We start from the raw sequence: 13,065 nt of genomic DNA, 5'->3' as shown, positions 1-13,065 counted from the left end.
CATCGGCCAGCTGGTGGCGCGCTATGGTCAGGCCTTCGGCATGCAGGTGGTGATCTGGGGCCGAGAGGCCAGTTGCGAGCGTGCACGTAACGATGGCTTCCAGACTGCCCCCAGCCGTGAGGGGCTGTTCGAAATGGCGGATGTGCTCACCCTGCACCTGCGCCTGAACGAAGAGACGCGCGGCCTGGTCACGCTCGAAGACCTATCTCGCATGAAGCCGACGTCCCTGTTCGTCAACACCAGCCGTGCCGAGCTGGTGGAGTCCGATGCGCTGCTTGCCGCACTCAACCGCGGCCGGCCGGGCATGGCGGCCATTGATGTCTTCGAAAGCGAACCGCCACTCCAGGGCCATGCCCTGCTTCGGCTCGAGAACTGCATCTGCACGCCCCATATCGGCTATGTGGAGCAGGAGAGCTACGAGCTGTACTTCGGCCAGGCCTTCGACAACGTCGTGAGCTTCATCCGCGGCAATCCCACCAACATCGTCAATCCGGGGGCGTTGCAGGTGCGTCGGTGAAGCGCGAAGCGCCCTGGCCAGCGGCGCTCTGGGCATTGCTCCTTGGCAATTTCGCCATCGGCACGGGCGTCATGGTCGTACCGGGCACGTTGCCCGAGTTGGCCACCTCCTTTTCCACATCCATTGCCGCCGCTGGACAGCTGATCACCGCCGGCGCGCTGGTGGTATGCGTGGGCGCGCCACTGCTGGCAGGCCTGGTGGCGGACTGGGATCGCCGACGCCTCCTTGCGCTCTCACTGGGGTGGTTCGCTTTCGGGCATCTGCTGTGCGCCCTGATGCCGACACTGACAGCCCTTCTGCCCGTGCGCATGGCCACACTCGTGGCACCGGCCGTCTTCACGCCCCAGGCAGCCGCCTGCGTCGGCATGCTGGTGGCCCCTCACCGGCGAGCCGCGGCGGTGGCCTTCATCTTCTTGGGATGGTCCCTTGCGTCCGTGCTTGGACTGCCAATCGCCGCCTACCTCGGTGGGCATTGGGGATGGCGCGCCGCATTCGCGGTCATTGCCACCGTGTCCGCGATCAGCGCCTTCTGGGTCTGGCGCACCCTGCCTGTGGGCATCAGGCCTGCACCGCTGTCGCGCGAGGGGTGGCTGCAGGTAGTGCGCCACCCCGTGCTGATGCCCGTCGTAGGCATCACGCTGCTGCAGGCGGCAGGGCAGTTCGTCCTGTTCAGCTATTTCGGACCGCTGCTCATTCAGCGCCTGGAGGCCACCCCGGCTCAACTGAGCCTGATCTGGCTCTGGATCGGGCTGTGCGGCGTGGTGGGAAATCTGCTGGCCACTCGCTACATGGACCGACTGGGCAGTGCCGGCACGGCGATGCTCGCCATGGCCCTCGTGAGTCTGAGCCTGTTGCTCTGGCCTCTGGGCCTTGCAGCAGGTTGGGCTGTGCTGACGGTCGTTCTGCTGCCCTGGGGCCTGGGATGCTTCGCTGCCAATTCCTCCCAGCAAGCCCGGCTGGTGGGCCTGGCGCCGGGCGTGGCGTCGGCCTCCATTGCCCTCAACAGCTCTGCGATGTACATGGGCCAGGCTGCAGGGGCGGGCCTCGGCGGCTGGCTGTTGGCACGCAACGCAGCTTCCTGGATGAATTGGTGCGGGCTCGTCTGCCTGCTGGCGGCCATGCTGTTGAGCCGGCATCTGGCCCGCCCTGCCCTGCGCGGTTGAGGCGCTGTCGTCGCAGGCCAGCCGGGACTACGAGCCGACTCAAGACCCAGAAGGCTTTTTGACGGACGCACCGGGACGAATGCTGTCCTCGAGTTCAGGATCAAAAAGCTGGAAGTCCGGCGGCACCGGCTCGAAGTCGTTGGGGACGGTCGGGGCCGGCTCGGCGTCGAGCCCCGACTTGGGGGTGAGTTCCTCGGTGGGCATGCTGCCCTTCAGTGCGGTCGGAATGATGTCGATCGAGGTCGCCTCCAGGTGCGAGAGGTCGAAATCGATGGTGCCGGGCGCAGGCCCCGTCGCGGCGGAGGCCACCGGCGTGGCGCCCGCTTCCGACAACGGCAGAGGCGTGGTGGGCGGCTGCGACACCGCGACGGGCGTCAGAAGTCCCATCGCTGAACTCGTCAAGCCTTCGTTCTCCATCATGCCGCGATTGGCAATGCGCTCCTGGGCAGCGCCGTACAGCGCCAGCAACTCCCGATAGGCCGGCAGCTCGAAGGGCGCGTGGCCCTGCGAATCCACACCTTGGAACAGGAGGCTTTCGATCACACCCAACACCTCGCGGCGGGGCCACGCTTTTTCGATGCGCTCGACCGCCTCAGGATAGGCCGCCAGAGAACGACCGCCATCGTGGAAGTCCTCGTAGGTCGGCAGTTCCAGTCCCAGAGCCTTGCGGCATTCGCGGCGAGTGGTGTCGTAGTCGGCCTTGCGTCCCTGCGAATGCAGCAGCCGCAGCAACTCCATGTACATCAGTGGGCTGGTGAGTCCGTACTCGTCCAAGTGGTCCGCGAGCACACCGACCGCCTGGTCCAGCTGGCCCAGCGAGAGGCAGAACTCGGCCTGCTGCTGGACGTCGAGCAACTTGTCCGCGCTCACCGGCTCCGGCCCATCGGGCGGGAGCGTGGAAATGGTGTCCGGACCCGGGTCCGCGGCAGGCATTGCCGGAAGGGTGGCGACGGCCGCCCCTGCAGCAAGACCGCCCACCGCAGCAGCGGCAACGGGAGGAGCTGACTCAGGCTTGACCGACGGCTCGTCAGGCAAGTCCGGGTCAAGCTCGGCCGTGCTCGACTGCCACCAGGACGCCTCGGCCGCTTGCCGTCGAGACCGGCGCCAGAGCACGGCGGCTACGCCCAGCAGGACCGCCAGCAGAACGAGCAGCGGCCAAAGCCACCAGGGGCGTTCTTCGGCGGCGGCCCGGGTCTGCGCCAATTCGGTTTTCAGACTCTCGATCGTGCGGTCGCGCTGCACAACCTGAGCGCGCAAGGCCTCGGCCTGACGGTCTGCAGCCTGGGCTTCGGGTGCGCTTGCAAGCCCAATCGGCGAGGCCGCCGCGTCGCTGGCCGCTCCTTGCGGCAGCGGCGCCACGGCACCTGCTTCGATGTTTTGGAGGCGCGTCGCGATCCTGAGCCATGCCGGTGGCAGGGTGTAGTCCTCTGCGGCGAGGGACGCCGCCGCAGCGCCAGCCACGCCCGCTGCGCGAGGGTCGAGAGCGTCGACGCGCAAGCGACCACCGGAGGGGGTCGCGGAGGCAGAGGGCGCGGTGCGGACCGACCCTCCGGCACGCCGCGCCTGCGCTGTTTCGCGCGGCCTCACGGTAGTCCGGCCGGCCGTGCCGTCGGCACCCTGACGCCGCTGAGCCCCCATGGGTGGCAACGATGCGCCGACCGCACGATCATTGCGGTCCGCATCGATCGTCGAAACCGGCGGCGGGTCGGCCAGCAACGCGAATTCCCGCACCATGGTGGTACCGCAGCCGACGCGCACGTTCAGCATGACAACAGGCTCGTCGATCGGCCGAGTGGTACGGATGCGCAGCCATGACGCTTCCGGCGCGCGCCCAGGCTCAACGGTGGTCGCGAAATCACGCTCGGAGAGCACGACGTCTCCCAGCTTCACGCCGACCGACGGACAAGCCCCCCCCCCGCCTTCGAGCTGAACAGGCACCCGCAAATCCAGCGGTTTGCCGATCCACACCTGCCCTTCCGGCCGGCCGATCGTCAACGCAGAAGCGGCGACAGGAAGCACAAGCCCCAGTCCGAGTACAAACGACGCAGTTGATGCAGGTTTCGGAGGCACGGCGGGGCGCTGAGTGGAAGTAAAAGGTTTAAATATTTTCACACCACCGTGACGTTTATGAACAAACAAGATGCATCTTTCTAACAGGGCAGCCGTCCGCGCAAACGATAACGCCACATTTGCGTCTGTTTCCCGGCCTTTTTTCACACCGTGGCATCGCCCCGGCCGGCGATGACAATCGGCAGGTTTTTTGTATTCCTGGAGACAAACGCCATGCCTCTTTTGTCCTTGCTCCGCCACCCCATGGAGCGACATGGATGAGCGCCGAAATCAAGAGCACCACGCAAGGCCGCACCATGGTGCTGACCCTGTCCAATCCCGCGCAGCGCAACGCCCTGGGGCCGGAGATGTACGCCGCCGGCGTCGAGGCCCTCTACGGTGCGGGCAACAATCCCGAGATTCGCTGTGCAGTGCTGGTCGGCGAGGGCCGCTGGTTCTGCGCCGGCGGTTCACTGCAACGCCTGCAAGCCAATCGGGAACGCGATCCGGCCGTGCAGGCCGAAAGCATCGATGCCCTCCACCACTGGATCGAGGCGATCCGCAGCTTCCCCAAGCCGGTGATCGCCGCGGTGGAAGGTGCCGCCGCCGGCGCAGGCTTCTCGCTGGCCATGGCCTGCGACCTGGTGGTTTCGGCGCGCGATGCCGTGTTCGCTGCGTCTTACAGCAACGTGGCTTTGTCCCCCGATGGCGGGCTGAGCTGGCACCTCGCGCAGTCGCTGCCACGCCAACTGGCCACCGAATGGCTGATGAACGGCGAGCGCATAACCGCATCGCGCCTGCATGAACTGGGGCTGATCAACACGCTGACAGAGACGGGCAACGCACTCGATGAAGCGATGTCCCTCGCGCAGAAGCTCGAAGCTCGGGCACCCAATGCGCTCGCCAGCATCAAGGAGCTTCTGGGCGAGGCACGGGGCCGCACGCTGGGCGAACACCTGGGCCAGGAGCGCGAACACTTCGTGCGCAACCTTCACCATGCCAACGCCGGCATCGGCATCGGTGCCTTCCTCAACAAGACCACGCCGAACTACCAATGAATGCCCTGGTCGCCCCCGCGACAAGCCAGCAAGATTCAGTCACGCAAACGACACGCCATGGATGACCCCATTCTTACCATCGAAGAAAGAGAAGCCATCAACGGTGGCCGCTGGTTCACTTCACTCTCTCCCTCCCTTCGTCACGACATCCTTCGATGTGCCTTCGTCAAACGCTACAAGGACGGCGACCTGATCGCGGCGCGTGGCGATCCGCCCGACCAGTGGATCGCCTGTGCCAAGGGCGCGGTGCGCGTGAGTTCGACGGCGGTCTCGGGCAAGCAGGTGACACTGACGTACGTCGAACCAGGCATCTGGTTCGGGGACGTTGCGATGTTCGACGGAGACCGGCGCACGCACGATGCCTATGCGCATGGCGATACCACCATCCTGTGTGTGGCGCGCGCGGACTTCAACAAGATCCTCGCAGCCCATGTGGAGCTCTACGAAGCCCTGATGCGTCTGCAGGCGCGTCGCATACGCACGCTGTTCGGCCTGGTCGAAGACCTGAACACGCTGCCGCTGCGTTCGCGGCTGGCCAAGCAACTGGTACATCTCGTGCGCAGCTACGGTGTGCCCAATCTGGCCGACGGAAGCCAGACGCGCATCGGCCTGCAGCTCGCGCAAGAGGAACTGGCCCAGCTGCTCGGTGCATCCCGCCAGCGCGTCAACCAGGAGCTCAAGACCATGGAGCGGGAAGGCGCGATCCGCATCGAGCCGGCCGGTCTGGTGGTTCTGGATCGCGACGCGCTCACCCGCATCTCGCAGGCGGACAGCTGAACGCAGCGAGGGGAACGCCTCGGGTCGGCCCCGCGCACGTACGAGAGCAAAGACAACGACAACGACCAGAGACATGACCCAGGACTTCAGCACTTTCGTCGGCACCCGTGCGGTGTCCTCCCAGCATGCGGTCGACGCGCAGGCCCTCGAAGCCTGGCTCACGGCGCATGTGGATGGCTTCAAGGGCCCGCTGAGCATCGAGATGTTCAAGGGCGGCCAGTCCAACCCCACGTACAAGCTCCTGACGCCCGGGCGGCAATATGTGATGCGCGCCAAGCCCGGGCCCGTCGCAAAGCTGCTGCCCTCGGCCCACGCCGTGGAGCGCGAGTACAAGGTCATGCACGGCCTGGCGGGTTCCGACGTTCCGGTGCCAGAGATGCTCGCCCTGTGCGAGGACGAATCGGTGATCGGCCGCGCCTTCTACGTCATGGAGTGCATGCAGGGCCGCGTGCTGTGGGACCAGACGCTGCCCGGCATGTCCAATGCCGAGCGGGCCGCCATCTATGACGAGATGAACCGCGTCATGGCGGCACTGCACACCGTCGACTTCGCTTCTCGCGGCCTGGGCGACTACGGCAAGCCCGGCAACTACTTCGAGCGCCAGATCGGCCGCTGGAGCAAGCAGTACAAGGCCTCCACCGACGGCGCCGGCGAGCTGTCGCAGCCTATCGACGAGATGGAGCGCCTGCTCGAATGGCTGCCCGCCAACATCCCGGCCAGTGCGCTGGATGCGTCGAAGGTGTCGATCGTCCATGGCGACTACCGGCTCGACAACATCATGTTCGCGGCCGACGAGCCCCGCGTCATCGCCGTGCTGGATTGGGAACTGTCCACGCTGGGCCATCCGCTGGCGGATTTCAGCTACCACTGCATGTCCTGGCACATCCCGGCAGGCACCTTCCGCGGCATCGGCGGCGTCGACCTGGCGCCACTCGGCATTCCATCCGAGAAGGAGTACGTGCGCCGGTACTGCGAGCGCACGGGGCTGACAACCCCGGAGGCACTGGCGCAGGACTGGAACTTCTATCTGGCCTACAACCTGTTCCGCATCGCCGCGATCCTGCAGGGCATTGCCAAGCGCGTGGAGGCTGGCACTGCCTCCAGCGAGCAGGCCGTCAACTCCGCCAAGGGCGCACGGCCCATGGCGCAATTGGCCTGGCAGTTCGCGCAGCGCGCCTGAAGGCAGCGCCACTTTTCACGACCCGACACCCACCACCGGAGACAGCATGGAGTTCGATTTTTCCCCCAAGGTCAAGGACCTGCAGAAGCGCGTCAGCGACTTCATGGACGAGTACATCTTTCCGGCCGAGGCGGAGTACGCGCAGGAGATGGAAGCCAACACAGCCGCCGGCAAGCGCTGGACGCCGCTGCAGGTGATCGAGCGCCTGAAGGACAAGGCCCGCGGTCAGGAGCTGTGGAACCTGTTCCTGCCCAACGACACCGCAGAACTGGCCAAGAAGAAGGGCGGTGGCCTCACCAACATGGAATACGCGCCTCTGGCCGAACTGATGGGGCGCGTGCCATGGGCCTCCGAGGTCTTCAACTGCTCGGCGCCCGACACCGGCAACATGGAGACCATCGCACGCTACGGCTCCGATGCGCATCGCGAGCAATGGCTCACGCCGCTGCTCGACGGCAAGATCCGCTCGGCCTTTGCCATGACCGAACCCGCCGTGGCCTCCAGCGATGCCACCAACATCGAAACCCGCATCGAACGCCAGGGCGACGAGTACGTCATCAACGGCCGCAAGTGGTGGATCTCAGGCGCGGGCGACCCGCGCTGCAAGGTCTTCATCACCATGGGCAAGTCCGACCCTGAAGCACCCAAGCATTCGCAGCAGAGCATGGTGCTCGTGCCCGAGGGCACGCCCGGCATCAAGATCCTGCGCCCTCTCAATGTGATGGGCTACGACGACGCGCCCCACGGCCACATGGAGATGGTGTTCGAGAACGTGCGCGTGCCGGCCAGCAACATCCTGCTCGGCGAAGGCCGTGGCTTCGAAATTGCCCAGGGCCGCCTCGGCCCCGGGCGCATCCACCACTGCATGCGACTGATCGGCTTGGCCGAGCGTGCACTGGAACTCATGTGCAGACGCGCATCCTCGCGCGTCGCCTTCGGCAAGGCCGTCGCCGCGCAGACCGTGACGCAGGAGCGTATTGCAGAAGCGCGCTGCCGCATCGACATGGCCCGACTGCTGACCCTCAAGGCGGCCTGGCTGATGGACGTGGCCGGCAACAAGGTCGCCAAGACCGACATCGCCATGATCAAGGTGGTCGCACCCAGCATGGCCTGCCAGGTGATCGACTGGGCAATGCAGGTTCACGGTGGCGGTGGCATGAGCGACGACTTCCCGCTGGCCTATGCCTATGCCAATGCCCGCACGCTTCGCTTTGCCGACGGCCCGGACGAAGTGCACCGTAACGCGATCGCGAAGTGGGAACTGGGCAAGTACGCGGCGGACAAGACGTCGATGGAGCCGCCTGTCACGCGCTTCTAAGCACCGCGACAGAAAAGCCGCTGCGGCCTCGATAGGCTGCAGCGGCTTTTACTTTGGCGAGTGCATCGCCCGCCCCACCCAAGCGCAAGACGCCCGGGAGTTGGGTCCCGCTAGAGCTTCTTCTGCAAGAAGAGCGCCTTGCCGAATGCTGGATCCAGTTCATAGCCGTCGAAACCCGCACTCCGGTAGGCTTTGAGCGCGGGCGCATTGCCTGACAGCACTTCCAGCGTCAGCTTGCAGGCGCCGCGCCGACGGGCCTCTTCCTCCACATGCGCGAGCAGACGCTGCGCCACGCCCTGCCCGCGCGCACGCGCCAGCACCACCACGTCGTGGACATTCACCAGCGGGCGGCAGGCGAAGGTGGAAAAGCCTTCGAAGCAGTTGATCAGCCCAATGGGCACGTCCTGGGAATCGTAGGCCAGCACACTGAAGGCCTGCGGGCGGGCCGCAAGTGCAGCCGGCAACTGGCGCTTCGCGTCGGCATCCAGCGGGTGCCCACCGCCGGCAGGGTCGCGGGCATAAGCATCGAGCAACTGCACCAGCGCTTCGGCCTGCTGCGGATCGAGGTAGTCGACAAGAACGGTGCGCATCAGACGGGCTCCAACGGGTGATGGGGTTGGTCAGGCAGGACGACGGTGATCGCATCGCCCGCGGCCACCGAGCCACCGGCGGTCACGACGGCCATCACACCTGCCTTGCGTACGGTGCGGCCCTCGACATCGCGGTCCAGCACGGCGGCCATCAGCCCGGGCTGGAACTGGTCGATCTGTTTGCAAGGGTTGCGCAGGCCAGTGAGCATCAGTTCGGCGGCCGCCCCGAGCCGCAGCCGCGTACCGGCTGGCAGGCCTAGAAGGTCCAGGCCGCGCGTCGTGATGTTCTCCCCCATCTCGCCGGGAAAGACCGGAAAGCCCCGCGGCAACAGTTCATCGAACAGTTCGGCATGCAGCAGGTGCACCTGCCGCAGGTTGGGCTGCTGCGGGTTGCGGGCCACACGCGAGCGATGCTTCACGGTCGCCCCGGCATGGACATCCCCTTCAACACCCTGCCCTTCGACCAGCACGATGCGGTCTTCCTCGAACTTGGAGAAGCCATGCACGGTGCTGGCGTGGACGGCCACGACGCGTGCTTGCATGCCGCCGCGTTCAGGCTGCCGCGACCGTGGCCGCAATCCGCGAGGCCAGCGCCCGGGCGCGCCCCTCCTCGGGGGCCTCCACCATCACACGCAGCAGCGGCTCCGTGCCGCTGGCACGGATCAGCACCCGGCCCTGATCGCCCAATTCGGCCTCCACCCGGGCACTTTCCTCGGCGAGGGCTGGATTGGACTTCCAGTCCTGCCCCGGGACGAGCCGCACGTTGACCAGGCTCTGCGGGAAGAGCTGCACCTCGGCCAGCAGCTCGGCCATGCTGCGCCCCCGCCGCACGATGGCCTGAAGCACCTGGAGCGCACTGACCAGGCCGTCCCCAGTGGTGTGACGGTCCAACGCCAGCAGGTGCCCCGAGCCTTCGCCGCCCAACAGCCAGCCCCGACGATCCAGCTCTTCCAGCACGTAGCGGTCACCCACCTTGGCGCGAACGAAGTCGATGCCGGCATTGCGCAGCGCCACCTCCACCGCCTTGTTGGTCATCAGCGTGCCCACCACGCCTTCAACCGGCATGCCGCGGGCCACGCGGTCCATGGCCATCAGGTAAAGCAGCTCATCGCCGTTGAACAGCCGGCCCGACGCATCGACCATCTGCAGGCGGTCGGCGTCGCCATCGAGCGCGATGCCGTAATCCGCGCCCTGGGCCCTGACCTCGGCCACCAAGGCGCCGGGATGCGTGGCGCCCACGCCCTTGTTGATGTTGAGTCCGTCCGGCCTCACGCCGATGCTGGCCACATCCGCGCCCAGCTCATGGAAGATGTTGGGCGCCACCTGGTAGGCCGCGCCGTGCGCTGCGTCGACCACCAGGCGCATGCCGCGCAGACTGAGGTCGGTCGGGAAGGTGCTCTTGCAGAACTCGATGTAGCGGCCCGCGGCATCGCTCAGCTTGGTGCCTTGTGCGCTGAAGAACTTGATGCCGTTGTCGGGATAGGCGTTGTGGCTCGCGCTGATCACCACGCCCATGCTGGCCCGCTGCGCACGGGTCAGGTAGGCGACGCCGGGCGTGGGCAGAGGACCGAGCAGCAGCACGTCGACGCCTGCGGAATTGAAGCCGGACTCCATGGCCGACTCCAGCATGTAGCCGGAAATGCGCGTGTCCTTGCCGATGAGAACGGTGGGCCGAGCCTCCTTGCGCTTGAGCACGCGCCCCACTGCATGCGCGAGGCGCAGCACGAAGTCGGGGGTGATCGGGGCCTGCCCCACGGTGCCACGGATACCGTCCGTGCCGAAATACTGTCTGGTCATGAGTCGGGTTCTTGTTGTTGTGATCAGGGAGCGTGAATCTGCGCCTGCATGGCCGACCACACGGCCAGCCCCTGCACCGTCTCGCGCACGTCGTGGACACGGAGCACGCGAGCCCCACGATCCGCCGCGAGCACTGCGGCCACCACGCTGGGCAGGACACGTTGCGACGCCTCCGCCAGGCCAGTGACGGCACCGAGCGAGGATTTTCGCGACCATCCCGCAATAATTGGGAAACCAAGTTGCACGAAGGCCTGCTGGCGCGCCAAAAGTGCGAAGTTCTGCTCAACCGTCTTGCCGAAGCCCACGCCGGGGTCGATCACGATGCGATGGGCCGCCACGCCCAAGGCTTGGAGTTGGCGCACCTGTTCGAGAAGAAAGTCCACCGCCGGCGCGACGGCGTCGCCCTCCATGGGCATGGCCTGCATGGTCTGGGGATCGCGATGCATGTGCATCAGGCAGACGCCGCAGCGAGGATGGCCTGCCACGACCTCACGGGCACCGGGCTGCCGCAGGCTCCAGATGTCATTGACGATGTCCGCCCCAAGGTCGAGCACGGCCTGCATCACCTGCGGCTTGTAGGTGTCGATGGACAGCGGCACGCCCAGCCGAACCGCTTCACGGATCACCGGCACGACCCGTCGAAGCTCTTCCTCCAAGGGCACGGCGGGACTTCCGGGCCGGGTGGACTCACCGCCAATATCGAGGATGTCGGCCCCTTCGGCAATCAGTTGCTCGCAGTGCGCTAGCGCAGAAGCCACATCGGCATGCGAGCCGCCATCCGAGAAGGAATCGGGCGTCACGTTGACGATGCCCATCACCAGCGGTCGCGTTAGATCGAGTTGGAAACGGCCGGCCTGCCAACCAAAGAAAACGGGGCCCGAAGGCCCCGTCTGCGCGCCGTGCTCAGCAGGCATCATGCTGCGGTAGGTGCCGGGTCGGGCTTGACGGCCGGGGCACCACCGCTGCCGCCGCCACCGGAAGACGGCGTGCGCGGCGTGAAGTCCTTGGGGGGACGTGGCTCGCGGCCCGCCATGATGTCGTCCAGTTGCTCGGTGTCGATGGTCTCCCATTCGAGCAGGGCCTTGGCCATGGCGTGCATCTTGTCGCTGTTCTCTTCGATCAGGCGACGCGCAAGAGCGTACTGCTCGTCGATGATGCGGCGCACCTCCGAATCCACCTTCTGCATCGTGGCTTCGCTCATGTTGGTGGTCTTGGTCACCGAACGACCCAGGAAGACCTCGCCCTCGTTCTCGGCATACACCATCGGCCCCAGGGCTTCGCTCATGCCGTACTTCATGACCATGTCGCGGGCCAGATTGGTCGCGCGCTCGAAGTCGTTCGAAGCGCCGGTCGTCATCTGGTTCATGAACACCTCTTCGGCGATCCGGCCGCCGAACAGCATGCTGATCTGGTTCAGCATGTACTCACGGTCGTAGCTGTAGCGATCGTTCTCAGGCAAGCTCATCGTCACGCCCAGGGCACGGCCGCGGGGAATGATCGTGACCTTGTGCACGGGATCGCACTTGGGAAGCATCTTGCCGATCAGCGCGTGGCCGGACTCGTGGTAGGCCGTGTTGCGGCGCTCTTCCTCGGGCATGACCATGCTCTTGCGCTCGGGGCCCATGAAGATCTTGTCCTTAGCCTTCTCGAAATCCTGCATCTCCACCACACGCGCGTTACGGCGCGCGGCCATCAGGGCAGCTTCGTTGCAGAGGTTGGCCAGATCAGCGCCGGACATGCCGGGCGTGCCGCGGGCAATGATGCTCGGATTGACGTCCTGGCCCACCGGAATCTTGCGCATGTGGACGCTGAGGATCTGCTCGCGGCCACGGATGTCCGGCAGCGTCACGTACACCTGGCGGTCGAAGCGGCCGGGACGCAGCAGGGCAGCGTCCAGGATGTCGGGGCGGTTCGTTGCAGCCACCACGATCACGCCGAGGTTGGTCTCGAAGCCGTCCATCTCGACCAGCATCTGGTTCAGCGTCTGCTCGCGCTCGTCGTTGCCGCCGCCCAGGCCGGCGCCCCGCTGGCGACCCACCGCGTCGATTTCGTCGATGAAGATGATGCAGGGCGCGTTCTTCTTGGCGTTCTCGAACATGTCGCGCACGCGGGCCGCGCCCACGCCGACGAACATCTCGACGAAGTCGGAACCGGAGATGCTGAAGAACGGCACCTTGGCTTCGCCAGCGATGGACTTGGCGAGCAGCGTCTTGCCGGTGCCCGGAGGGCCGACCAACAGCAGGCCTCGGGGGATGCGACCACCCAGCTTCTGGAACTTCTGCGGGTCCTTCAGGAAGTCGACAACCTCCTTTACCTCTTCCTTGGCCTCATCGCAGCCGGCCACATCGGCGAAGGTCACGGTGTTGTTGTTCTCGTCCAGCATGCGCGCTTTACTCTTGCCGAAGCTGAAGGCGCCACCCTTGCCGCCGCCCTGCATCTGGCGCATGAAGTACACCCACACCCCGATCAGCAGCAGCATCGGGCCCCAGCTCACCAGCAACGTCATGAGCAGCGAGCCCTCTTCGCGCGGCTTGACGTCGAACTTGACGTTGTGGTCGATGAGATCGCCGACGAGACCGCGATCCAGCACGGTGGCGTTGGTGCGGATCTTCCGGT

General features: G+C 66.0%; 12 protein-coding genes. 6 read left to right on the top strand and 6 right to left on the bottom strand.

The window, feature by feature from the left end; translation table 11 throughout:
* Both QZ772_RS12020 and QZ772_RS12015 read left to right on the top strand, forming a co-directional pair.
* Positions 1-517, top strand: a 517-nt coding sequence (locus QZ772_RS12020) for an NAD(P)-dependent oxidoreductase (RefSeq protein WP_295526399.1), incomplete at its 5' end; no start/stop codon positions are given.
* On the top strand, positions 514-1,680 hold the full coding sequence (locus tag QZ772_RS12015) for an MFS transporter (RefSeq protein WP_295526397.1): 1,167 nt from the start codon (positions 514-516) through the stop codon (positions 1,678-1,680). The genes QZ772_RS12020 and QZ772_RS12015, both read left to right, overlap by 4 nt.
* A gap of 39 nt (positions 1,681-1,719) precedes the next feature.
* Here QZ772_RS12015 and QZ772_RS12010 read toward each other — a convergent pair whose 3' ends face one another.
* A complete protein-coding gene (locus tag QZ772_RS12010) occupies positions 1,720-3,675 on the bottom strand; it encodes a hypothetical protein (protein ID WP_295526394.1) in 1,956 nt (651 codons plus the stop codon).
* A 332-nt stretch (positions 3,676-4,007) separates the two neighbouring features.
* On the opposite strand from QZ772_RS12010, the gene QZ772_RS12005 reads away from it, so the two are divergent.
* The 4 genes from QZ772_RS12005 (at position 4,008) to QZ772_RS11990 (ending at position 8,062) form a co-directional block, all read left to right on the top strand.
* Positions 4,008-4,787, top strand: coding sequence for an oxepin-CoA hydrolase, alternative type (locus QZ772_RS12005; protein WP_295526406.1), 780 nt, complete (start codon positions 4,008-4,010; stop codon positions 4,785-4,787).
* 57 nt (positions 4,788-4,844) lie between these two features.
* Positions 4,845-5,564, top strand: coding sequence for a Crp/Fnr family transcriptional regulator (locus QZ772_RS12000; RefSeq protein ID WP_295526404.1), 720 nt, complete (start codon positions 4,845-4,847; stop codon positions 5,562-5,564).
* Positions 5,565-5,637: 73 nt separating this feature from the next.
* Positions 5,638-6,744: a phosphotransferase gene (locus QZ772_RS11995; RefSeq protein WP_295526390.1), complete on the top strand. Its 1,107-nt coding sequence runs from the start codon at positions 5,638-5,640 to the stop codon at positions 6,742-6,744.
* A 46-nt stretch (positions 6,745-6,790) separates the two neighbouring features.
* Complete coding sequence (locus QZ772_RS11990; RefSeq protein ID WP_295526387.1) at positions 6,791-8,062, top strand: acyl-CoA dehydrogenase family protein; 1,272 nt, start codon at positions 6,791-6,793, stop codon at positions 8,060-8,062.
* 110 nt (positions 8,063-8,172) lie between these two features.
* On the opposite strand, the gene QZ772_RS11985 is transcribed toward QZ772_RS11990, so the two are convergent.
* The 5 genes from QZ772_RS11985 to ftsH form a co-directional block, all read right to left on the bottom strand.
* A complete protein-coding gene (locus tag QZ772_RS11985) occupies positions 8,173-8,652 on the bottom strand; it encodes a GNAT family N-acetyltransferase (protein ID WP_295526384.1) in 480 nt (159 codons plus the stop codon).
* Positions 8,652-9,194: an MOSC domain-containing protein gene (locus QZ772_RS11980; RefSeq protein ID WP_295526381.1), complete on the bottom strand. Its 543-nt coding sequence runs from the start codon at positions 9,192-9,194 to the stop codon at positions 8,652-8,654. The genes QZ772_RS11985 and QZ772_RS11980 overlap by 1 nt, the downstream gene beginning before the upstream one ends.
* Positions 9,195-9,204: 10 nt before the next feature.
* A complete protein-coding gene (locus QZ772_RS11975) occupies positions 9,205-10,449 on the bottom strand; it encodes a phosphoglucosamine mutase (protein WP_295526378.1) in 1,245 nt (414 codons plus the stop codon).
* 23 nt (positions 10,450-10,472) lie between these two features.
* Complete coding sequence (gene folP, locus QZ772_RS11970; protein ID WP_295526402.1) at positions 10,473-11,363, bottom strand: dihydropteroate synthase; 891 nt, start codon at positions 11,361-11,363, stop codon at positions 10,473-10,475.
* A partial coding sequence (gene ftsH, locus QZ772_RS11965) for an ATP-dependent zinc metalloprotease FtsH (protein ID WP_295526376.1) occupies positions 11,363-13,065 on the bottom strand: 1,703 nt, incomplete at its 5' end. The genes folP and ftsH, both read right to left, overlap by 1 nt.

Origin of the sequence: uncultured Pseudacidovorax sp., from assembly GCF_913773995.1 — a bacterium.
In the GTDB taxonomy this organism is placed as follows: Bacteria; Pseudomonadota; Gammaproteobacteria; order Burkholderiales; family Burkholderiaceae_C; genus Xenophilus.
The sequence above is the reverse complement of the archived record's forward strand: the minus strand, read 5'-3'. Positions and strand labels throughout refer to the sequence as shown.

Excerpts from the sequence above, each read along its gene's own strand:
- QZ772_RS11995 (WP_295526390.1), top strand. The coding sequence starts at position 5,638 with ATGACCCAGGACTTCAGCACTTTCGTCGGCACCCGTGCGGTGTCCTCC.
- QZ772_RS11980 (WP_295526381.1), bottom strand. The coding sequence starts at position 9,194 with ATGCAAGCACGCGTCGTGGCCGTCCACGCCAGCACCGTGCATGGCTTC.
- QZ772_RS12005 (WP_295526406.1), top strand. The coding sequence starts at position 4,008 with ATGAGCGCCGAAATCAAGAGCACCACGCAAGGCCGCACCATGGTGCTG.
- QZ772_RS11990 (WP_295526387.1), top strand. The coding sequence starts at position 6,791 with ATGGAGTTCGATTTTTCCCCCAAGGTCAAGGACCTGCAGAAGCGCGTC.
- QZ772_RS11975 (WP_295526378.1), bottom strand. The coding sequence starts at position 10,449 with ATGACCAGACAGTATTTCGGCACGGACGGTATCCGTGGCACCGTGGGG.
- folP (WP_295526402.1), bottom strand. The coding sequence starts at position 11,363 with ATGCCTGCTGAGCACGGCGCGCAGACGGGGCCTTCGGGCCCCGTTTTC.
- QZ772_RS12000 (WP_295526404.1), top strand. The coding sequence starts at position 4,845 with ATGGATGACCCCATTCTTACCATCGAAGAAAGAGAAGCCATCAACGGT.
- QZ772_RS11985 (WP_295526384.1), bottom strand. The coding sequence starts at position 8,652 with ATGCGCACCGTTCTTGTCGACTACCTCGATCCGCAGCAGGCCGAAGCG.